19 protein-coding genes are annotated in these 20,206 nt (G+C 45.4%); 5 read left to right on the top strand and 14 right to left on the bottom strand.

The genetic code is table 11. The features are described from left to right. Positions 1–28: 28 nt before the first annotated feature. From OIM59_RS11415 to OIM59_RS11395, 5 genes are all read right to left on the bottom strand, one after another. Positions 29–469 carry a MarR family winged helix-turn-helix transcriptional regulator gene (locus OIM59_RS11415; protein ID WP_299173191.1) on the bottom strand — a complete coding sequence of 147 codons (441 nt, stop codon included), beginning with the start codon at positions 467–469 and terminating at the stop codon, positions 29–31. Between the two features lie 79 nt (positions 470–548). Beyond that, entirely contained in the window at positions 549–2,444 is a 1,896-nt protein-coding gene (locus tag OIM59_RS11410) for an ATP-dependent DNA helicase RecQ (protein WP_299173194.1), read from the bottom strand. Positions 2,445–2,450: 6 nt separating this feature from the next. Further along, positions 2,451–4,172 (bottom strand): single-stranded-DNA-specific exonuclease RecJ, encoded by a 1,722-nt coding sequence (gene recJ, locus OIM59_RS11405; RefSeq protein ID WP_177865063.1) that lies wholly within the window; start codon positions 4,170–4,172, stop codon positions 2,451–2,453. Between the two features lie 243 nt (positions 4,173–4,415). Beyond that, positions 4,416–5,609 (bottom strand): aminopeptidase C, encoded by a 1,194-nt coding sequence (locus OIM59_RS11400; RefSeq protein WP_299173200.1) that lies wholly within the window; start codon positions 5,607–5,609, stop codon positions 4,416–4,418. A 36-nt stretch (positions 5,610–5,645) separates the two neighbouring features. Continuing rightward, a complete protein-coding gene (locus OIM59_RS11395; protein ID WP_299173203.1) occupies positions 5,646–7,037 on the bottom strand; it encodes an aminopeptidase P family protein in 1,392 nt (463 codons plus the stop codon). Between the two features lie 131 nt (positions 7,038–7,168). Here OIM59_RS11395 and OIM59_RS11390 point away from each other — a divergent pair, with 131 nt between their 5' ends. Then, the gene (locus OIM59_RS11390) at positions 7,169–8,035 is read left to right on the top strand and encodes a patatin family protein (protein WP_299173206.1); all 867 of its coding nucleotides are present in this window, start codon (positions 7,169–7,171) and stop codon (positions 8,033–8,035) included. A gap of 56 nt (positions 8,036–8,091) precedes the next feature. Here the strand turns inward: OIM59_RS11390 and rny are convergent, their stop codons facing one another. The 3 genes from rny to OIM59_RS11375 all read right to left on the bottom strand — a co-directional run bounded on the left by rny (position 8,092) and on the right by OIM59_RS11375 (position 10,357). Next, the gene (gene rny, locus OIM59_RS11385; RefSeq protein ID WP_072543176.1) at positions 8,092–9,627 is read right to left on the bottom strand and encodes a ribonuclease Y; all 1,536 of its coding nucleotides are present in this window, start codon (positions 9,625–9,627) and stop codon (positions 8,092–8,094) included. A gap of 104 nt (positions 9,628–9,731) precedes the next feature. After that, on the bottom strand, positions 9,732–10,037 hold the full coding sequence (locus OIM59_RS11380) for a cell division protein ZapA (protein ID WP_299173210.1): 306 nt from the start codon (positions 10,035–10,037) through the stop codon (positions 9,732–9,734). A 26-nt stretch (positions 10,038–10,063) separates the two neighbouring features. Then, positions 10,064–10,357 carry a hypothetical protein gene (locus OIM59_RS11375; protein WP_299173212.1) on the bottom strand — a complete coding sequence of 98 codons (294 nt, stop codon included), beginning with the start codon at positions 10,355–10,357 and terminating at the stop codon, positions 10,064–10,066. Positions 10,358–10,566: 209 nt separating this feature from the next. Here OIM59_RS11375 and queD point away from each other — a divergent pair, with 209 nt between their 5' ends. Then, entirely contained in the window at positions 10,567–10,899 is a 333-nt protein-coding gene (gene queD, locus OIM59_RS11370) for a 6-carboxytetrahydropterin synthase QueD (protein ID WP_299173215.1), read from the top strand. Further along, positions 10,886–11,431: a 7-carboxy-7-deazaguanine synthase QueE gene (locus OIM59_RS11365; RefSeq protein WP_299173218.1), complete on the top strand. Its 546-nt coding sequence runs from the start codon at positions 10,886–10,888 to the stop codon at positions 11,429–11,431. The genes queD and OIM59_RS11365 overlap by 14 nt, the downstream gene beginning before the upstream one ends. Positions 11,432–11,762: 331 nt before the next feature. Here OIM59_RS11365 and OIM59_RS11360 read toward each other — a convergent pair whose 3' ends face one another. The 6 genes from OIM59_RS11360 to OIM59_RS11335 all read right to left on the bottom strand — a co-directional run bounded on the left by OIM59_RS11360 (position 11,763) and on the right by OIM59_RS11335 (position 18,294). Next, a complete protein-coding gene (locus tag OIM59_RS11360) occupies positions 11,763–12,494 on the bottom strand; it encodes a LytTR family DNA-binding domain-containing protein (RefSeq protein ID WP_299173221.1) in 732 nt (243 codons plus the stop codon). Then, a complete protein-coding gene (locus OIM59_RS11355) occupies positions 12,491–13,570 on the bottom strand; it encodes a sensor histidine kinase (protein WP_299173223.1) in 1,080 nt (359 codons plus the stop codon). Before OIM59_RS11355 ends, OIM59_RS11360 begins: the two co-directional genes overlap by 4 nt. 142 nt (positions 13,571–13,712) lie before the next feature. Then, complete coding sequence (locus OIM59_RS11350) at positions 13,713–14,933, bottom strand: ABC transporter permease (RefSeq protein ID WP_148329701.1); 1,221 nt, start codon at positions 14,931–14,933, stop codon at positions 13,713–13,715. Between the two features lie 19 nt (positions 14,934–14,952). Beyond that, complete coding sequence (locus tag OIM59_RS11345) at positions 14,953–15,699, bottom strand: ABC transporter ATP-binding protein (RefSeq protein WP_148329700.1); 747 nt, start codon at positions 15,697–15,699, stop codon at positions 14,953–14,955. A 12-nt stretch (positions 15,700–15,711) separates the two neighbouring features. Further along, entirely contained in the window at positions 15,712–16,938 is a 1,227-nt protein-coding gene (locus tag OIM59_RS11340; protein WP_299173228.1) for an efflux RND transporter periplasmic adaptor subunit, read from the bottom strand. Between the two features lie 12 nt (positions 16,939–16,950). Further along, complete coding sequence (locus OIM59_RS11335) at positions 16,951–18,294, bottom strand: TolC family protein (protein WP_299173231.1); 1,344 nt, start codon at positions 18,292–18,294, stop codon at positions 16,951–16,953. Positions 18,295–18,436: 142 nt separating this feature from the next. On the opposite strand from OIM59_RS11335, the gene OIM59_RS11330 reads away from it, so the two are divergent. Both OIM59_RS11330 and OIM59_RS11325 read left to right on the top strand, forming a co-directional pair. Continuing rightward, complete coding sequence (locus tag OIM59_RS11330) at positions 18,437–18,655, top strand: DUF4492 domain-containing protein (protein WP_148329697.1); 219 nt, start codon at positions 18,437–18,439, stop codon at positions 18,653–18,655. A gap of 38 nt (positions 18,656–18,693) precedes the next feature. Continuing rightward, positions 18,694–20,190 carry a cytochrome ubiquinol oxidase subunit I gene (locus tag OIM59_RS11325; RefSeq protein ID WP_303896740.1) on the top strand — a complete coding sequence of 499 codons (1,497 nt, stop codon included), beginning with the start codon at positions 18,694–18,696 and terminating at the stop codon, positions 20,188–20,190. Positions 20,191–20,206: the final 16 nt, after the last annotated feature.

The raw sequence follows: 20,206 nt of genomic DNA, 5'->3' as shown, positions 1-20,206 counted from the left end.
TCCAATGAAAAGCAGGATTCGTAGGGTGCTAGAAATCTTCGAGAACATTTTGCACTGTTTTTAATTCAGATAAAATATTTCCAGTTCGTTCGGTAGATAAGATATGCTCTGCGTTGGCATATACCAAATTGAGGATAGGACGGATCTGTTCTTTCAGTTTTTCCCCTTCCGGAGTAAGATATACCAGCTTGTTTCGGCGGTCACTTGCATCCTCCTTGCGATAGACATATCCTTTTTTCTCCAGATTGTTCATTAGGTTAGTCAGGCAGGCCTTGTCTTTAGCGGTTCGCTCCGCCAGTGCCTGCTGGGTGATACCTTGTTCATGCCAAAGACTGCTCAGCACCTGGAGCATTTCGAAAGTGATGCCTGCATGATTATTCTTTAGTGTGCGTTGCATGGCGCGTCGGAATGCCATGCGGGTGCGGAAAATCTGTATCATGAGTTCCCGGAATTCTCCTCCTTCTTCCATGTGAATCAAGTTTTTGTATTTTCCGGCAAAGATACGTCTTTTTTTAGAATGGTAAAATATTTGACTAATATAAACTCGCTTAAAGGAGTAGACGGCCATTTTCCTGACGGATGATTTCTTCCGACAGGAGATAGGTTATGACTTTAGTCACTTGTTCCTCTGGTGCTTGAATTTGGGCTTTAAGCTCTTGCGGAGAAAGAGGAGAGTTTTTCAGTAAGGTACGTATCTGGCGACTGATTTCGTCAAACTGGCTTTGTTTCAGTCCGGAGTGATGGTGCTGCAGGCATACATCGCATTGTCCGCAGTTGTGCTCGTTCTTTTCGCCGAAATAATGAAGCAGCATGCGGCTTCGGCAATTGTTTTCACTTTCAGCATATTCTATCATGGCCTCTATTCGCCGGCGGTAGCTTTCCTTTCGTTCCTCATACACTTCCTTGCTCAAATAGATACGGTCAGTCTCTTGTCGTTCACGTGTGTAGATGATATAAGGAGTCTTTTTTCCCGGGATGTAGTGCAGGATGTGCTGCCGGGTCAGGAAGAGCAAGGTCTCATAGATTTGCGGTCTGCTCAATCCGGAACGTTTGGATAGCAGCTCTTCATTAATATACGCATAATCGGTGAAAAGTCCGGTATAGGTCCGCAGTAAAATGCGAATCAGTTTTTCCGTATCTGCATTTTGTTCATGAATGCGGTACAGTTCTTCTTTGGTGAGGGTGAACATGATTCGGGAGGCATTGTCCTGTTCATCGGTATATTCCAGATAGCCGGCACGTGTCAGGATTTTCAGCGCACTGTCGGTCTGTACAGGAAAATGCTTGAAATTGTGGCAGAATTCGTCCAAATTGAAGGCGAAGGTACAGCCCAATCCGTCTCCCATGGCCATCTGATAGTAGAAATTGATGTCTTCGTACACTTTCCGAATATAGTCTTTTTCAGGAAAAGTGTCGCTGATTCGTTGTTTGAGGGTAATCTTGTCGCGGGGGCAGAACAACAGCACTGCATACGCTTTCATACCGTCTCTTCCAGCTCGTCCTGCCTCCTGAAAGTATGCCTCGGGGGAGTCGGGCACATCGGCATGGATTACCAGACGTACGTCGGGCTTATCAATTCCCATACCGAAAGCATTGGTCGCCACCATGACACGATATTCCCCTTTCAGCCATGACTTTTGGCGTAGGTCTTTGGTTTCATCGTTGAGTCCGGCATGGTAGAACGTGGCTGTGATGTGGTTTCGGTTCAGAAGCTGGGCTATTTCTTTGGTCTTTTTCCGGTTGCGTGTGTAAACAATGCTGGAACCATTTACCCGTTGCAGGATATGTAACATTTCGCCTTCCTTGTCTTCCGTGTGGCGGACGATATAGGCCAGATTCTTTCGCTCGAAACTCATGCGGAATACATTTTCCTGGCGGAACTGGAGTCGCTCTTGGATGTCTTTGACCACTTCCGGAGTGGCTGTAGCCGTCAGGGCAATGACGGGAACTCCCGGAAGGAGTTGCCGGATGTCAGCTATTTTCAGGTAAGCGGGGCGGAAATCGTATCCCCATTGTGAGATGCAATGGGATTCATCCACGGTAATGAGGCTCACGTGCATGCTGCGAAGCTTGATTTGAAATATTTCGGTACCCAGTCTTTCCGGTGAGATGTAAAGAAATTTGTAGTTGCCGAAAATGCAGTTTTCCAATGCAATCAGAATCTCTTCGCGTGTCATGCCGGAATAAACGGCAGTGGCCTTGATACCCCGCTCACGCAGGTTTCTTACCTGGTCTTTCATCAGGGCAATCAGGGGGGTAATGACCAGACACAATCCTTCCTGGGCGAGGGCTGGCACTTGGAAAGTAATGGATTTACCTCCTCCTGTGGGCATAAGCCCCAAAGTGTCCTTGCCTTCGCCTACGCTGCGGATGATGTCTTCCTGTATACCTCGGAAGTGGTCGTATCCCCAGTATTGTTTCAGGATTTTCAGATAGTCGGCCATGGATTTCTAGCTTCGACTCGGCTTGATGTCTTCAATCTGCAATTGGATTTCTCCTCGTTTATGGGTATTTTCCTCGATAGTATAGCAGATGTTGAACGATTGCTTGGTCTTTATGTAGCGGACTTGTGAGCTTTGGCCGAAAGCGATGCCATTCATGACGTTGTTTGATTTGTTGTCTACCAACTCCAGCTTGATGTGTTCCTGGTCTCTGCCTACCACCTTGCTGGTACCGTAATCATACACGTTCAGTGTGGCAAAGATAGGCTTGTGGTTTTCCGGACCAAACGGATTGAACTTCTTCAGGTCGAAGAAAAACTTCGGAGTGATGTCCCTGAAATCCAGCTGTGCATCAATCTGAATGGTGGCATTGGTCTGTTCCGGAAGGATATGGTTGGTGACATATTCTTCAAACCGACGCGTAAATTCCGGCACATTTTCCACTTTCATGGAGAGCCCGGCGGCATAGGTATGTCCGCCAAAGTTTTCCAATAAATCGCGGCAATATTCAATGGCTTTATATACGTCGAAACCCGATACGGAACGTGCAGAACCTGTCGCCAGGTTGTCTGTACGCGTCAGTACCACAGCTGGACGGTAGTAGATTTCCGTCAGTCGGGAAGCTACGATACCGATGACCCCTTTGTGCCAGTCTTCATTGAAGATGACAATCGACCTTCTTTCAGACAGGTCGGACAGGTTGTCCACAATTTTGTTGGCCTCTTCCGTCATGCTTTTATCCAAATCCTTTCGGGTCTCATTGTAGCTGTTGATACGGTTGGCTTTCTTCAGGGCAGAGGCAAAGTCTCTTTCTATCAAAAGGTCGACAGCTTCTTTTCCGTTTTGGATACGTCCGGAGGCATTGATTCGTGGCCCGATTTTGAATACGATGTCACTTATCGTGATTTCTCTTTCAGCCAGTCCGCACACGTCAATGATGGCTTTCAGTCCGATACTGGGGTTGGCATTGAGCTGCCGGAGGCCATGATAGGCCAGGATACGGTTTTCTCCCATAATGGGCACAATATCGGAAGCGATGCTTACGGCCACCAGGTCGAGCAGAGGAGTCAGCTGATGAAATTCGATGCCGTTGTTTTGGGCGAAGGCCTGCATGAATTTAAAGCCCACTCCACATCCGGAAAGATGTTCGTAGGGATAGGTGGAATCAAACCGCTTGGCATTCAGGATGGCCACGGCAGGTGGAAGGACTTCATCGGGCACGTGATGGTCACAGATAATAAAGTCAATTCCTTTCTCTTTGGCGTAACTGATTTCTTCTACTGCTTTTATGCCACAATCTAGTACGATGACCAGTTTGACTCCTGTTTCATACGCATAGTCTACTCCTTTTTTCGACACGCCATACCCTTCATTGTATCTGTCGGGGATGTAATAGTCAATGTTCGAGTAGAACTGTTGTAAAAACTTGAAAACGAGTGCGACGGCTGTGGTTCCGTCCACGTCATAGTCTCCATACACCAGAATTCTCTCCTTGCGTCCCATGGCCAGATTAAGGCGTTCCACGGCTACGTCCATATCTTTCATCAGAAACGGATCGTGCAGGTCGTTCAGCTGAGGGCGGAAGAAACGCTTGGCTTCAGCAGCTGTATGTATGCCTCTTTCTTGTAGCAGCTTGCACAAGATGGGGCTGATGCCTATTTCTCTGGAAAGGGCTCTAGCTGCTTCTCTTTCTTGAAGTGTTGGAGGTTGATAGTTCCATTTGTAGTTCATTTATATATGTTTTTTTCTTTTTTCTTTATCACGTGAGATTCTTCTTGGGGCTTGTCTGACATTGACAGGCGAGGGGTATGATATAAATTCCCTCTAAGGAAGAATCTTTTTCTTGGGGAATAAAGTACTTACTCCCACTTCAATCCGTAAAATTAGTAAAAAGAAAGAAAAAAGCGGCTCATTCCATCTTAAATTTATGGAACGAGCCGCTTATTATTTATAATTAGTCTATATACTAAGTTTTTAGAATCCCAATTTCTTTGCGATGTCTGCAGGGATTGCTTTTTTGTTGACCAGAATATTCATGGTTTTGTATTTTACGAATGCTTTAGATGCATACCAGATGCCTTTATACTTTCCGCTTAGGCCCCATGAGTTCTTCACCATGTAATATTCTTTTCCGTTCTGGTCTTTGGCAATACCGTAAATCAGCATACCATGGTCGTCTGTCGTTTCCCAGTTGTCGAAAGCAGTCTGTCGCATTTCCTGAGTAACTTCAATTTCAGGAAGCGGTTTGCTGGTCAGTTCTTTACGTTTGTCTGCTTTGCTCAGACCCAACCAGCGTGCCATGTCCGAACCTGTCAGTTCTGCACCTTTTGCCACATTCGGGCAAACGGCAATACCGTCGCGTGTGAAGCCTTCTTCACTGACATCGGCTCCCCAGGCAAAAGTGTATCCGTTGTTGATGGCGTTATCCATCACTTCCATCAGTTCGTCAATCGGCAGATTGTATGACAAGGCATTGCGCCAGTTGTCCTGTACTTCAATGCTGAACGGCTGATAGAAAGGGTGATGGGTAAATGAGGTCAGGGACACATAATCGTCCATGTTCAGTCCCAGCACTTCGTCTGCAAATGTTCTCGGCGTATAAGTCTTGCCTTTATAAGTAAATTCTTTCGGACATTCTCCCAGATAGGTGTCATAAATGGCAGTTACTCCTTTTTTCCAAACTGGAGTCAGTCTATTCTGTTTGCCTTTTCCAATAGCTTCTACGTAAGCACCGGCTACTGCGTCCAGTTCGTTGTGGTTTGGGAGAGAATCTCCGTATTCGATACCTGGCATGATATCCTGTGGAACCATACCATAGTTCTTGTAGCAATATACGATATCTTCAAAGCTTCCGCCCGGAGAAAATGAAGCGTCGCCATGGTAGCGTACATAGTTTACGGCACGGTCTTCCATTGTTTTATGTACGACGAACATTTCAGACAAGTCGAATTCTCCTTTTCCTGTACGGAGCAGTTCAGATTCCAGGAAACCAATGCTGGAGAAAGACCAGCATGTACCCGACTGGTTCTGGTTTTTTATAGAAGTGATTGGGTTTTCTTTTACAGTGGTGAAAATGAATCCTTCTTCCGCTTTGTCTTTTTTAGGGCTTTTGGCATAGATGCTTCCAAAGCAGAGTCCTGCTGCGGCCAATAAAATCAGTTTGTTCATTGTGTAAGATAAAATGTTATAGGGTTAATAAATAATTTATTCATTCATGATTGTTTCCACTTCATCGAAGGTGATAGGAATGTGCTTTTCGCCTAAGAACCGGGAACCATTATCTGTAATCAGAATATCGTCTTCCAGGCGGATACCTCCGAAGTCTTTGTATTTTTCAATTTCATCGAAGTTCAGGAAGTCGGTGTGCAATTTCTCTGCTTTCCATTTGTCGATGAGTGCCGGAATGAAATAACAGCCCGGTTCATCGGTAATGACAAATCCTTTTTGCAGTTTTCGTCCCATGCGGAGAGAAGCCAAACCGAACTGGGTAGAGGGTTGTACCTCTTCGTCATAACCTACATAACATTGACCCAAGTCCTCCATATCGTGCACATCCAGTCCCATCATGTGTCCCAGTCCGTGGGGAAGGAACAAGGCATGTGCTCCTGCGGCTACGGCCTCCTCTGTATTTCCTTTCATCAGCCCCAAGTCTTTTAGGCCGTTGGTCAGCACTTTACACACTTCCAGATGCACGGATTTGTAGGTCACTCCCGGACGGGCCAGTTCGAGTGCTTTGTCATGGCAAGCCAGCACAATGCCATATACATCACGTTGGCGGCTGGTAAATTTTCCACCGACCGGGATGGTACGTGTGTGGTCGGAGCAGTAATAATTCATCAGTTCGGCACCTGCATCTGTCAGCATCATTCGTCCTTCTTGTAGGATGTGGCTGTGGTCATGGTTGTGAAGTGTCTGTCCGTTTTGAGTCAGGATGGTGGCAAATGAAACCATTCGTCCGTAGGAAGAAGCAATGCCGTCGAGCACACCGGCAATGTATTGTTCTGATACTCCGGGCTTACACAGGCGCATGGCGGCTGTGTGCATTTCATACCCTACATTGCAGGCTTTGTCGATTTCGGCTATTTCACATTCTTCTTTGACAGCTCGCAAGGAAATGACTGCTTTGATGAGCTCAAGCGAGGCGTGTTTGGGGGTCATGGATGCCCGGATGCCAGTCAAATCTTCAAGTAACTGCATATTATCATATCGGTAGGGAGGAAGAAAATGGACTTGTCTTCGTTGTGCGATGGCTTTTCCCACCATTTCTTTCAGTTTGTCGAAAGGATAGCTTTTTTCTACTCCTACCTGTGCTGCCAGTTCTTTTACGCTGGGTTGGGGACCCATCCAGATGATATCGTCCATGTCAACGTCATTTCCAAAGAAATAATCTATTCCATTGTCAATATCGATGACACCGGCATAACCCGGGTGTGAATGTCCGAAGAAATAGACAAACGAACTGTCTTGACGGAATTTGTATGTGTTGTCGGGATAGTTGGCTGGGGCTTCGTTGTTACCCAAGATGAGAATAATACCATTGCTCATCTTTTCCCGCAGAGCTTTTCGGCGTTTCTGATAAGTAAGAGAATCAAACATATTCATTACATTTTAATATCACATGTGTGAAAATAATGTTGCAAATGTAGTAAATAAAATAGAAAAAATGGCTGGAATGTATTGGAAAAACATATATTTGCAATTCCAAGGTTACTTTAAAAAGACGGAGTATGAAACTAGACTTTGAAAAAACTGGATTGGTTCTTGAAGGTGGAGGCATGCGCGGTGTGTTCACGTGCGGAGTTCTGGATTTCATGATGGATCATAATTTGGAATTCCCTTATGTGATAGGTGTTTCTGCAGGGGCCTGCAACGGCTTGTCGTACATGTCTCACCAGCGTGGTCGTGCCAAGTTCAGCAATATTGATATGCTGGATAAGTATCATTACATCGGATTGAAGTATTTGTGGTATCAACATAGCATCTTGGATCAGCACTTGCTTTATGATTTGTTCCCAAGTCAGATTTTACCTTTTGATTATGAAGCATATTTCAATAACCCGGCACGGTTTGAGATGGTGACAACCAACTGTGTCACAGGAAGAGCTTGTTATCTGGAGGAGAAAAAAGGACGGGACCGTGAACGTTTGGTTGATATCGCTAAGGCTTCCAGTAGCTTGCCCTACGTTTGTCCGATTGCGTACGTGGATGGACGTCCGATGCTGGATGGAGGGATTGTGGATTCTATTCCGGTTTTACGTGCAATATCGCAAGGATATGAGCGGAATGTCGTGGTTCTGACCCGTAACAGGGGATATCGTAAGTCGGAAAAGGACATTCGGGTGCCTCGGTTTATTTATCGCCGTTATCCTCGTTTGAGATTGTTGCTTAGCAGGCGGTGTGCGGTATATAATGAGCAATTGGAGCTGGTGGAGAAATTGGAAGATGAAGGACGTATCATCGCCATTCGTCCGGAAAAGAAGGTTGTGGTGAATCGGATAGAAAAAGATGTGAAGAAATTGACCGATTTGTATGAGGAGGGTTATGCCAGTGCCGAGAAGGTGTTGTTGCCGTTATTGGAGGAAGAAAAGAAATGAGTGCTTTTGAAAAATAAAAAAATCCGGAATCTTTTCATTCCGGATTTTTTATGGTTTTATTTCGCGAAGCTGACCGCACGGGTTTCACGGATAACCGTGATTTTTACTTGTCCCGGGTAGGTCATTTCATCTTGAATCTTCTTGGCGATTTCTGTCGACAAGCTTTCCGTCTGTTTGTCGTCAATCTTGTCGGCCCCCACAATGACACGGAGCTCACGTCCCGCCTGGATGGCATAGGTCTTGGTTACACCCGGATAAGACATAGCCAGCTGTTCAAGGTCGTTCAAACGCTTGATGTAAGCTTCTACGATTTCACGGCGTGCTCCCGGGCGTGCTCCGGAGATGGCATCACAGACCTGGACGATAGGTGCCAAAAGACTGGTCATTTCCACTTCATCGTGGTGTGCACCGATGGCATTGCAGATATCCGCTTTTTCTTTGTATTTTTCAGCCAGTTTCATACCCAGCAATGCATGTGGCAATTCTGGTTCCTCATCGGGTACTTTACCGATATCGTGCAACAGACCGGCACGCTTGGCTTTCTTCGGATTCAATCCCAGTTCGGAAGCCATTACGGCACATAAGTTGGCTGTTTCACGTGCATGTTGCAGCAGGTTCTGTCCGTAAGAAGAACGGTATTTCATCTTACCGATGATACGGATCAGTTCTGGATGCAGACCGTGGATACCCAGGTCGATAGTAGTACGTTTACCGGTTTCAATGATTTCATCTTCCACCTGTTTGCGTACCTTGGCTACCACTTCTTCAATACGTGCCGGGTGGATACGTCCGTCGGTTACCAGCTGGTGCAAGGCCAGACGGGCAATTTCACGGCGAACCGGGTCGAAGGCAGAAAGTACGATGGCTTCCGGGGTGTCGTCCACTACAATTTCTACACCCGTGGCAGCTTCCAAGGCACGGATGTTACGTCCCTCACGTCCGATGATACGTCCCTTGATTTCGTCTGATTCTATATGAAATACAGTGACAGAGTTTTCAATGGCGGTTTCAGTTGCCACTCTTTGGATAGACTGGATAACAATACGCTTGGCTTCACGGTTGGCAGTAAGCTTGGCATCGTCCATGATATCATTGATGTAAGACTGCGCTTGTGTTTTGGCTTCTTCCTTCAGTGATTCCACCAAGCGTTCTTTGGCTTCCTCTGCCGACAGTCCAGAGATGGTTTCCAGCTTTTCTCTTTCCTGTGACTGCAAGTTGTCCAGTTCTTCTTTTTTCTTTTCTATGATTACCAGCTGTGCGTCCAGATTCTCTTTGATAGCTTCAGTCTCATTGCGTTTGCGTTGAAGTTCTTCGTTTTTCTGGTTGAGCACCATTTCACGTTGCTTCAGTTTGTTTTCCGCCTGCTGGATTTTTTGGTTTCGCTGAGCCACTTCTTTTTCCAAATCGGCTTTTTTATTCAGAAATTTCTCTTTTACTTCCAGAAGCTTGTTTTTCTTGATAACTTCAGCCTCCGTTTCGGCTTCTTTGATAATGGTGTCATATTTCGTCTTTAAGCCATACTTAAAGAATCCATACGACAATGCACCTCCCACCAGGAAGGCCACAATCGCTAGTATTACTGTCGTCAACATTATAATTAATTTAAATATATAAATAAAAACGCATAAGCTTTTCCGTCGGAACCCCTTCAGGTCAAGCTTATGCGTGAAACTACTTTAAAATAAACGTCTTCTTTCTATAAACCTTTGCTTTGGCTTTGTTGGATACATTTTTCAATATCCTCATCCAGTTCCTTTAGTTTTTCCATGTATGGACGGGTATCATTCCTGTCCTTCATGGATGTATTTTCATACGCTAAATCGAGTGCCACCATTTTCCAATGCTGTATGCTGTTGAATTCCGGAAATGCACTGCGGTATTTATTTAGTTTATAGTTAATCTGTTTGGCAGCTTCCCGATATCCTTCCTCTTCCGATGGGAATATGGACACAGGATAACGTTCGTTGTCAATTAGTAGATTAAATCTCTTTTTCTCGTCCATAAAAGTATATACTTTACCGTTTTGTCTTATTCATTCAGCAAAGCGATGCATTTATCGACTTCACGCACAAGTTTCGCCAGCCTTTGTTTGGTATCGCGGAGGTCATTGTCGTTGATACTGAGGATACGGGCGTTTTTCAAGTTGATATACTTGGTTTCCAATTCTTTCCAACTGTTCTTTAATTCGTCGATTTCCGTATTTTTCGCGTCAATTTCTTTTCTTAATGAAAGGTTTTCTTTTTCCAGTTCCTCATAAAGAAACAGCAATTGCCTTAACCTGCCTTCGAAAGTATGCAACAGTTTTTTGTCCTCTTCCGTCATTCGTATATCAAAAAAGTATATACAAATATACTGTATTGATTGGAAATTCAAAAATATTTGTTGCGTATTTTATTAAAAATTGTGAGTTTTGATGGTCGTGCAAATCTTTGTACATGAATTTTTTCTGTCTGATAATTCTTTTTACCTTTGTAATTGCATTGAGGTGACATTAAATGCGGAGTTTTTAATCTTTTAAAAATCAAATTGTTATGTATACTGTTATTAAACGGATGGAGATTTCTGCTTCTCATCGTCTGGAACTTTCCTATGAAAGCAAGTGTGAAAACCTGCATGGTCACAATTGGATTATTACGGTTTATTGCCAGTCGGCAAAGTTGAATGCAGATGGTATGGTGGTAGATTTCACGCATATTAAAGAGGTGGTAAAGGGACAGTTGGACCATAAGAACCTGAATGATGTGTTGCCTTGCAATCCGACGGCCGAAAATATAGCTCGATGGATTTGTGAGCGTGTACCCCATTGTGTGAGAGTGGAAGTCTGTGAGTCTGAAGGAAACACCGTAATTTATGAAAAAGATTAATGAGATTTTTTATAGCCTCCAAGGGGAAGGCTTTCATGTAGGTACACCTGCAGTTTTTGTCCGTTTCGCGGGATGTAATTTGAAATGTGATTTTTGTGATACGCAGCATGAGCAGGGGAGAATGATGTCGGATGAAGAAATTCTGGAGGAGGTAGAGAAATATCCTTGTAGAATGGTGATTTTGACGGGAGGTGAACCGGGGTTGTGGGTGGACAACAATCTGGTCGCAGTCCTTCATGCGGCAGGAAAATATGTGTGTATAGAAACGAATGGAACCCGTGTGCTTCCTGAGGCTATTGACTGGGTGACTTGCTCACCCAAACAAGGTACGCAGTTGTGTGTGCAGAAGGTCGATGAAATAAAGGTCGTTTATCAAGGGCAAGAGGTGGAGCCGTATTTGCAGATACCGGCCTCTGTTTATTTCTTGCAACCTTGTTCTTGTATGAATACTTCAGAAGTGGTGGATTATATAAAGGCACATCCTGTCTGGCGTTTAAGTTTACAAGTTCATAAATTGATTGCTATTCCCTGAGTTTTTTTTATACAAATTGTAAGAATATGCATTTTTGCCCTATTGTTGTTTTTTAACAACTTTCGCGAGGGGAATTGTTAATAAACATATTTTTGAGCTTGGTCGGGTGTTTTTCCGAAAATAAAAAAGATACTCCCGCTAATCACTATTAGCAGGAGTATCACAACACAAAAACTAAACTAGACTTAACTAAACTATTCTAAAGGAAGTTTCACAACTTCCGTTTTTATTATGTACGCTACAAATATAGGGTTTAGATTGATTGTAGCCAAAGAAAATCAGTAAAAAATTGGATTGTTTCAGAAAAAAATGTTGAAAAAACAACAGATTTTTAAATAGTATGTTTATTAACATAATTTTGGAGCTCCTGCTTGTAGCTGTCGGATATCGGAATGTAGTCTTTCCCGAAAACAATTCTTCCTTTTTCTATAATTTTAATTTTTTGTTTTTGCACAATGAAAGACCGATGAATCCGGATGAAGCGGTTGGCGGGTAGTTTGTCTTCCATCATTTTCATGCTGACCAATGACAGAATCGGGCGGGGATTGTCTTCCAAGTGAATTTTAATGTAATCTTTGAGTCCTTCTATATAAAGAATCTTATCCAGTTCTATTTGGATCAGTTTGTAGTCGCTTTTTACATAAATATATTTCAAATCTTCAGAAGACTGTATTTCTTCGGACGCATTTTCAGCTTTTTGACAGAGCTCGAACCATTGTACGGCTTTGTTGACGGCTGTCATGAAATCTGTATAGCTGATAGGCTTGAGCAGATAATCAAGGGCATTTACCTTATAACCGTCTAAAGCATATTGCCCGAAGGCAGTTGTGAAGATGATGCGTGTACTGTTCGGTATTATTTTGGAAAATTCCAGTCCGTTCAGTTCCGGCATCTGGATGTCCAGAAAAATTAAGTCCACCGGATGTCCGTTCAGGAGTTCCATGGCCTGAATGGCACTGGAATACGCTCCGCATAGTTCCAGTGAAGGGGTTTTCTTTACATAGCTTTCCAGCAATCCGAGTGCTAAGGGTTCATCATCAATAATGGCGCATTTGATTGTCATGGCATTGTTTTTTTATGATTAGTTTCTGGAATATCAATTGTTAAAACCGAACTGTATTCTTTCTGGTCGGGACTGACCTGATGTTGCCATTCGTAATGTCCGGCATACAGCAATTCCAGTCTTTTTTGTACCTGTTCCAGTCCGATACCCGATCCGCTTTTGTCAGTGGCACTTTTGGGGTAGTTGCTGTTGCGTATTATACAGTGGATTTTGTTCTCTTTTTCAGTTAATGTGATGTCGATAAAACTGGGTGCTGTGGGGGATACTCCGTGCTTGAAGGCATTTTCTATCAGTGAAATGAACAGCAAGGGAGCCACAGGGCTCTGACTGTCCGGATGGATTTGGAAATGTGTGCTGATTTTCACCTGAGAAGAAACCCGGATACGCATCAGTTCGATGTAGTTCCGTATGAATTCCACTTCTTTGGTGAGAGGAACAAAATTCTCCTGGTTGTCGTACAGCACGTACCGTAGCAGCTTGCTGAGCTCCTGGATAGCTTGCTGGGCCTTTTCCGTATCGAATGCAGTGAGCGCATAGATATTGTTCAGCGTATTCAGCAAGAAATGAGGATTCAGTTGGTTGCGGAGGTTCTTAAGTTCTGCTTCCGTACGGCTTTTCACTGCTTCCCGGCGCGCCAGTTCCGTAGCACTCCAACGGAGACTCATCCGGATGGCCACACTCAACCCTACCATAAAAATCATACTGGTAATGTCTCTTATATAAAAGATATATTGGGGAGGGAGATAAGAGCGTGGACGTACAGGAGGCGGAAATGCAAGCATGTTGTGCCAGTAGCGTAATCCGATGGAAACGACAAGAATAAGCACAAGGTTCAGCAGAATAAAACGTCCGATATGCTCTTTGAATAGTATTTGGGGAATCAGAATCAGGTAATTGACATAAAAAATGACAAAGAAGGAAAGAGAAACTCCAGAATGATTGATAAATTCTTTCCAGTCGATATTCCCGTTGTCGTGTTGGGTAAAAAACAGCGGAAACCCGAAGAATAATCCCCAGCATATTGTGTGGATGATTAATTCCAGTAAGCGGTGTTTGTTATGAGTTATATGCACCATATCGGATTGATTTAAAGCAAAGATACGATTTTTTAAGAAAAGTCCGGCCGTCGCACACCGTAAATAGTGATTATTTACGGTATAAATAGACGGCCGGACAGGAAACCAAAGTTATGAAGAACAAAGTAGTTCGGTTATTTTTTTATTCATAGCGCAGTGCTTCAATCGGATCCAGGTCGGCCGCTTTCTTGGCCGGATACCACCCGAAGAACACACCGGTGAACGTACATACGGCAAACGAGAGCAGTACACTCCACGGTTGGATGAATACAGGCCAATGGGCAACTGTCTTGATGATGAAGCTGGCTCCACATCCCAGAATCACTCCAATCAACCCTCCGGTGATACTGATCAGGATGGATTCTATCAGGAATTGTGACAGAATATCCACTCCTCTCGCACCCACAGACATACGGAGCCCGATTTCGCGTGTACGTTCGGTTACACTGACGTACATGATGTTCATGATACCGATACCTCCTACCACCAGGGAGATTCCTGCGATACAGGCCAGTAAGGTAGTCATCAGGTCGGTGGTGGTATTCAGCATAGAGCTGAGTTCCTGCTGTGTACGGATGGTGAAGTCATCGTCGTCCGTTTCTTTCAGTTTGTGTTCCCTTCTGAGGATATTCGTGATTTCGTCAACGGCTTCTTCCGTCATGTCTTCCGTCAGGGCGGAAGCAAAGATACCGCTCAGATAGGTCTGGGCTAGCAGACGTTTCATGACCGTGCTGTAAGGTGCCAGTACCACGTCATCCTGGTCCATACCCATGGAGTTGTATCCTTTTGACTTGAGCACCCCGATTACTCGGAGAGGAACCTGGTTGCAGCGGATAATCTTTCCAATCGGGTCTTGTCCGTCGGGGAACAGGTTGTCTACAATGGTTTTACCAATGACACACACTTTTGCTGCCGTACGGATATCTTCTTCCGTAAACATGTCCCCTTGTTCCACGGTCAGCTGACGGATGGTCAGATAGCCGAGGCTTACTCCGCTCACCGAAGAAGGGTAGTTGTTGGAGCCGGAAATCAGCTGTCCGGAAGCAGAGACATCCGGGCTGATGGCAGACAGGTACATACACTCATCACGTAAAGTCTCATAATTCTCCAGCTTCAGCGTTTGCATGCTCGACGGGTCCTGACGGACACCGCCCCGCATTTCGGCTCCCGGATGAATCATAATCATATTGGAACCCATTTCGGAGATTTGTTTCTGGATACTCCGTTTGGAGCCCTGTCCGATGGCCAGCATGGCAATGACGGAAGCTACTCCGATAATGATTCCCAGCATGGTCAGGAAAGCACGGAGCTTGTTGTTAGCCAATGCCCGGAAAGCTATTTTAAAAAGGTTTGTTCCATTCATAAGTTATCTTGATAAATTGTCAATCATCATCGTTTTTCGGAAGGGCAGCCAATGCTTCCGCAGCCGAAAGAATATGGGGGTTGGTTACGTCTTCAATGACATGGCCGTCACGCAGTCGGATGTTACGGCTGCTGTATTGTGACAATTCCGGATTGTGTGTCACGAAGATGATGGTACGTCCTTCCTGGTGAAGTTTCTGGAAAAGAACCAGAATTTCGAAAGAAGTACGAGTGTCCAGGTTACCGGTCGCTTCATCGGCCAGGATAACCGCCGGATTGTTGACCAGTGCACGGGCAATGGCCACGCGCTGCATCTGTCCACCGGACATCTGGTTAGACTTGTGTTCCAGACGGTCGGCCAGTCCCACGGCTGTCAGGGCTTCTATGGCCCGACGGCGGCGTTCAGCGGCACTGACGGCACTGTTGTACATCAATGGAAGCTCTACATTTTCTACTGCCGTCGTTTTGGGCAGCAGGTTGTAGTTTTGGAATACGAATCCGATTTTCCGGTTTCGCAGTACCGCCCTCTGTGGTTTGCTCATCGTGCGTACAGATACCCCGTCGAGCAGGTATTCCCCGCTGGTCGGTGTGTCCAGACATCCCAGTGTGTTCAGCAGGGTGGACTTACCGGAACCGGATGTACCCATGATGGTCACAAATTCTCCTTCCTGAATGCTGAACGAGATGCCGCGCAGTGCATGTACTGTTTCATCACCCACCTGGAAATTCCGTTTGATATTTTGTAATTCTATGACAGTCTTTTTCATGACGGTTTCTCCTTATTTTTGTTTTTTCTTGTCACTTCCCGGAGGGCCTGGCATGAACGGGCTTCTTTCTCCGTCGGCAGAAGCTTCGGATGCTGTAGTGTCGGCAAATCCTTTCAATACCGTTTCTGTGACAATCGGTGTTCCTTCACTGATACCTTCCAGAATTTCCGTATGACTTCCGTCGCTCAGACCGACTTTAACCGGGTGAGCGGTGAATCCGTTGGCATCCATGGTCCATACTTTGTGTTCACCTTTACAGTCGGTAATAGTCTTTTTGCCTACCAGCTCTTTTTCTGGAGTAAAACGCAACGCCTTGTTGGGAACCACGAGCACATTGTCACGTGTATCCGTGTAGATGGTCACATTGGCGGTCAGTCTCGGTTTCAACTTCAAATCCGGATTGTCTGCTGTAATGACTACCTCATAAGTGACAACTGTTTCACTGCTGGTGCTACTGGAACTGCTGGAACTGCTGCTGTTGGCGCTGCCCAGTCGGATTTGGTGAACCCGTCCTTCGAATACATCATTCGGATAGGCGTCAACGGTAAACGTGACTCTGGCACTGTCTCTCACTCCGGCAATATCGGCTTCGTCCACATCGGCCACTACCTGCATCTTGGTGAGGTCTGCAGCAATGGTAAACAGGGTCGGCGTTTCGAAACCGGAGGCCACGGTCTGTCCTTCTTCTACGTCCTTACTGGTAACGATACCGTTGATTGGAGAAGTGATGGTAGCATAAGAAAGGTTGCGTTCCGCCTTTGAAAGAGCTGCCTGACTTTGTTCGAATGTACTCTTGGCACGTTCGTAATCGTATGTGCTCTGCTCGTAATCAGTTTCGCTGATCAGTTGCTTTTCATGCAGTTTTTTGTTTCTCTCGTATAGTTTTTTCTGATAATCGTATTCGGCTTTTGCGCCGTCGTATGTAGCTTGCGCTGACTGTAAGTCGCTGAGCAGGGTCACTCTATCCATCTCGGCTATCACTTCCCCTTCTTTTACTACCGAATTGTAATCCACGTATATTTTGTCGATGATACCTGAAACCTGTGTACCGACCTCCACTTCAGTGACAGGTTCAATGGTTCCTGTAGCTGTAATGGAATTGCTGATGTTGCCTTTTGCTACTGTTTCGGTGACGAAGTCTACTTTGCCTTGTGCGCTCTTCTTGCCAAAAATCCAGTATCCTGCCACAGCCAGTACAATTACGACGCCAGCTGTGATAATTATTTTTTTCTTGTTCATATTGTTTGGTTATTATAATTCAATGTCTTTTCCTGCGTAAAAATCAAGTAGTGTGCGGTTCAATATCGCCATATACTTGGCCTGAATCCGCTGCTGCTGTGCGCTGAGCAGGTTGTTTTTTTCTGTCAGCAGTTCTACAGTATTCTTCATGCCCAGTTTGAACTGTTCGTTGACCATGTCGAAGCTGGTCTGGCTGCTTTTCAGCTTCACTTCGGCCGCTGCATATTGCTGCTGTGCGTTCAGCGCATCCAGCCAGATGGTTTCGATGTCCGTATACAATCCTTTCTGTTTGTCCTGAAGGTTCAGCAAGGAGGAATTGTATTGGAACTGTGCTTTTTCTACCGCACTTTTGGTCTGGCGGTTGTTGAAAATCGGTACGCTGATGTTCAATCCAATCATGTTGTTCCAGCCATATTTCATCTGCTGTGCCCAGTTGTTCTGGCTGGAGTTGTTGGTCATACTTGAGGTTGAGGCCGACAGGCTGATAGTCGGGAAATAGCCGCTTTTGGCAGAAGAAATGGCCAGCTTGGCATTGTCAATGCTCAGTTTGCTGCTTTGGATTTCCGGACGGTTGGCCAGTGCTGTCTGGTACACATCTTCCTGGTTCGGAAGCAGCTGCATCACTTTAGCATCATCCAGCACCGGGAGTTCCAGTTCCATTTCGGCTGTGCCGTCCAGTTCCAGCATCTGTTTCAGCTGAAGCTTGTAGTTTCTCAGTGAACTTTCGGAAGTCACCAGCTGATACTCGTCGTTTCCTACCTGAGATTCCAGCTGAGCCAGGTCGGCTTTTGAAATACTTCCTTGATTGAACAGTTCCTTGGCACGTTCGTAAGTGGCTTTACTCACTTCCAGCGTTCCTTTGTTGATGTGGACCGATTCGTCTGCGTAAAGAATCTGAAGGAAGAGTTTCGTGATTTCTTCTTTGAGAGTATTCTCGGTTTCTGCCACACTCAGTTCGGCTATTTCCTGATTTTTCTTTTGCTGTTTGATGTTGTTCAGGCGCTGTCCGCCGTTCCAGAGTGTCCATTGTGCCGACAGACTGTAACTTCCATTGTAGGTAGTCTTGTTGGTACTGCTGATGATTTCCGTTCCACTTACCGTGGCACTGTTTTCCTGATACGGACGGTTCACCAGATTCTGTCCGGTATTGAATGAAAGGCTGGGGAAGAGTGCAGCCTTTGCGGTTTTCACATCCACTTCGCTTTCCTGTAAGGAAATCTTGTTCTGCTGCAGCTGGATGTTTTTCTCCAGCGCATAATTTATGCAGTCATCAAGCGACCAGGTTTGTTTCTCTTGAGCATTAGCCGACAGGAAAGTCGCGAATGCAGCGAAGAAAATGAGTTCTCTTTTTTTCATATTTCATTGAATTTTTACATTGCAAATGTATTCCTTTATATAAAGAAGCGCAAAACAGATAGATTTTTCCACAGAATATCTCGATAAACTCTTGTTTTTTCCCGATAAAGCATTTACTTTGTAATCATTATAAAACTAGATTATGATTAAAAAGACTATCATTCGAATTTTTTATTTTTACCGTGACGGTTTTCGGGAGATGACCATCGGCCGGACCTTATGGGCCATTATCCTGATAAAGCTTTTTGTCATGTTCTTTATCCTGAAATTGTTTTTCTTCCCTTCGTTTCTGAGTGGAAAGAGTGAGGAAGAAAAACAGGATTATGTAGGAGTGGAACTGACCGACCGGATGGCAGAATAACTATACCTTATTAATATTAACCGATAAAGTGATTTTTTATGCTTGAAACAATCGACACTTCGATGATTGACTGGTCGAGGGCACAGTTTGCCTTGACGGCCATTTACCATTGGTTGTTTGTGCCATTGACATTGGGCTTGGCCGTGATTATGGCAACTATGGAAACACTGTATGTACGTACTGGAAATGAATTCTGGAAGCGTACGGCAAAGTTCTGGATGAAACTTTTTGGAATCAATTTCGCCATTGGTGTGGCTACAGGTTTGATTCTGGAGTTCCAGTTCGGTACCAACTGGAGTAATTATTCCTGGTTTGTGGGCGACATCTTCGGAGCTCCGCTGGCCATTGAAGGTATTTTGGCCTTCTTTATGGAAGCCACTTTTGTGGCCGTCATGTTCTTCGGCTGGCACAAGGTGAGCAAGGGCTTCCACCTGGCTTCCACTTGGTTGACCGGGTTGGGAGCTACAATTTCTGCCTGGTGGATTCTGGTGGCTAATTCCTGGATGCAGTATCCTGTGGGAATGGAATTCAATCCGGAAACCATGCGTAATGAGATGGTCGACTTCATGTCGGTGGCTTTTTCTCCGGTGGCAGTGGTGAAGTTCTTCCATACCGTATTGAGCAGCTGGATGGTAGGTGCTGCTTTTGTCATCGGTATAAGTGCCTGGTATCTGATTCGCAAGCGTGAAAAAGAATTTGCATTGGCCAGCATGAAGGTGGCTGCAGCTGTCGGACTGTTTGCGGCACTGGTAACGGCTGGAACGGGCGACAAATCGGCTTATCAGGTGGCACAGGTGCAGCCTATGAAACTGGCTGCCATGGAGGCGCTATATGATGGAGGCACGCACGAGCCACTTACGGTGGTCGGTGCCATTAAGATTCCGGAAATGCTCTCCTTCCTGGCTACACATAGCACTTCGGGCTATGTGCCGGGCATCAATGACTTGCAGAACGGTGGCTATACGCTTCCGGATGGTTCTACCGCACTTTCTGCGGAGGAGAAGATGGCCAACGGAAAGAAGGCCATTACGGCATTGGCTGATTTCCGCAGGGCTAAACAGCAAGGCGACGAGTCGGCCATGCAGATTGCCCGTAGCGCGTTGGATGAGTATATGCCTTATTTCGGTTACGGATATATTCAGGATAAAGATGCACTGGTTCCGCATGTAGGACTGCTGTTCTGGTCGTTCCGTGTGATGGTGGGGCTGGGTATGTATTTCATTTTGTTTTTCCTGGTTATTCTGGTACTGGTCTGGAAAAAACAGCTGGCCAAGCTGAACTGGTTGCACTGGATTGCTTTGTGGAGCATCCCGTTGGCTTACATTGCCAGTCAGGCCGGATGGATTGTGGCCGAGATGGGCCGCCAGCCTTGGACCATTCAGGACATGCTGCCCGTCAATGCTGCTGTGTCGAAACTGGAAACGGGTTCCGTACAGACCACTTTCTTTATTTTCCTTGTGATGTTTACCGTGCTGCTGATTGCGGAAATCGGCATTATGGTGAAAGCTATCCGCAAAGGACCGGACGAGAAATAAACTAACCGATACATTA

Source organism: Bacteroides mediterraneensis, from assembly GCF_025993685.1.
Classification (GTDB): domain Bacteria; phylum Bacteroidota; class Bacteroidia; order Bacteroidales; family Bacteroidaceae; genus Phocaeicola; species Phocaeicola mediterraneensis_A.
Note: the sequence above shows the minus strand (reverse complement) of the source record. Positions and strands in the feature narration are given on the sequence as shown.

What these genes read in the sequence shown, in the direction of transcription:
- OIM59_RS11415 (WP_299173191.1), bottom strand. Translation starts at nt 469, where the DNA reads ATGGAAGAAGGAGGAGAATTCCGGGAACTCATGATACAGATTTTCCGC.
- OIM59_RS11410 (WP_299173194.1), bottom strand. Translation starts at nt 2,444, where the DNA reads ATGGCCGACTATCTGAAAATCCTGAAACAATACTGGGGATACGACCAC.
- recJ (WP_177865063.1), bottom strand. Translation starts at nt 4,172, where the DNA reads ATGAACTACAAATGGAACTATCAACCTCCAACACTTCAAGAAAGAGAA.
- OIM59_RS11400 (WP_299173200.1), bottom strand. Translation starts at nt 5,609, where the DNA reads ATGAACAAACTGATTTTATTGGCCGCAGCAGGACTCTGCTTTGGAAGC.
- OIM59_RS11395 (WP_299173203.1), bottom strand. Translation starts at nt 7,037, where the DNA reads ATGTTTGATTCTCTTACTTATCAGAAACGCCGAAAAGCTCTGCGGGAA.
- OIM59_RS11390 (WP_299173206.1), top strand. Translation starts at nt 7,169, where the DNA reads ATGAAACTAGACTTTGAAAAAACTGGATTGGTTCTTGAAGGTGGAGGC.
- rny (WP_072543176.1), bottom strand. Translation starts at nt 9,627, where the DNA reads ATGTTGACGACAGTAATACTAGCGATTGTGGCCTTCCTGGTGGGAGGT.
- OIM59_RS11380 (WP_299173210.1), bottom strand. Translation starts at nt 10,037, where the DNA reads ATGGACGAGAAAAAGAGATTTAATCTACTAATTGACAACGAACGTTAT.
- OIM59_RS11375 (WP_299173212.1), bottom strand. Translation starts at nt 10,357, where the DNA reads ATGACGGAAGAGGACAAAAAACTGTTGCATACTTTCGAAGGCAGGTTA.
- queD (WP_299173215.1), top strand. Translation starts at nt 10,567, where the DNA reads ATGTATACTGTTATTAAACGGATGGAGATTTCTGCTTCTCATCGTCTG.
- OIM59_RS11365 (WP_299173218.1), top strand. Translation starts at nt 10,886, where the DNA reads ATGAAAAAGATTAATGAGATTTTTTATAGCCTCCAAGGGGAAGGCTTT.
- OIM59_RS11360 (WP_299173221.1), bottom strand. Translation starts at nt 12,494, where the DNA reads ATGACAATCAAATGCGCCATTATTGATGATGAACCCTTAGCACTCGGA.
- OIM59_RS11355 (WP_299173223.1), bottom strand. Translation starts at nt 13,570, where the DNA reads ATGGTGCATATAACTCATAACAAACACCGCTTACTGGAATTAATCATC.
- OIM59_RS11350 (WP_148329701.1), bottom strand. Translation starts at nt 14,933, where the DNA reads ATGAATGGAACAAACCTTTTTAAAATAGCTTTCCGGGCATTGGCTAAC.
- OIM59_RS11345 (WP_148329700.1), bottom strand. Translation starts at nt 15,699, where the DNA reads ATGAAAAAGACTGTCATAGAATTACAAAATATCAAACGGAATTTCCAG.
- OIM59_RS11340 (WP_299173228.1), bottom strand. Translation starts at nt 16,938, where the DNA reads ATGAACAAGAAAAAAATAATTATCACAGCTGGCGTCGTAATTGTACTG.
- OIM59_RS11335 (WP_299173231.1), bottom strand. Translation starts at nt 18,294, where the DNA reads ATGAAAAAAAGAGAACTCATTTTCTTCGCTGCATTCGCGACTTTCCTG.
- OIM59_RS11330 (WP_148329697.1), top strand. Translation starts at nt 18,437, where the DNA reads ATGATTAAAAAGACTATCATTCGAATTTTTTATTTTTACCGTGACGGT.
- OIM59_RS11325 (WP_303896740.1), top strand. Translation starts at nt 18,694, where the DNA reads ATGCTTGAAACAATCGACACTTCGATGATTGACTGGTCGAGGGCACAG.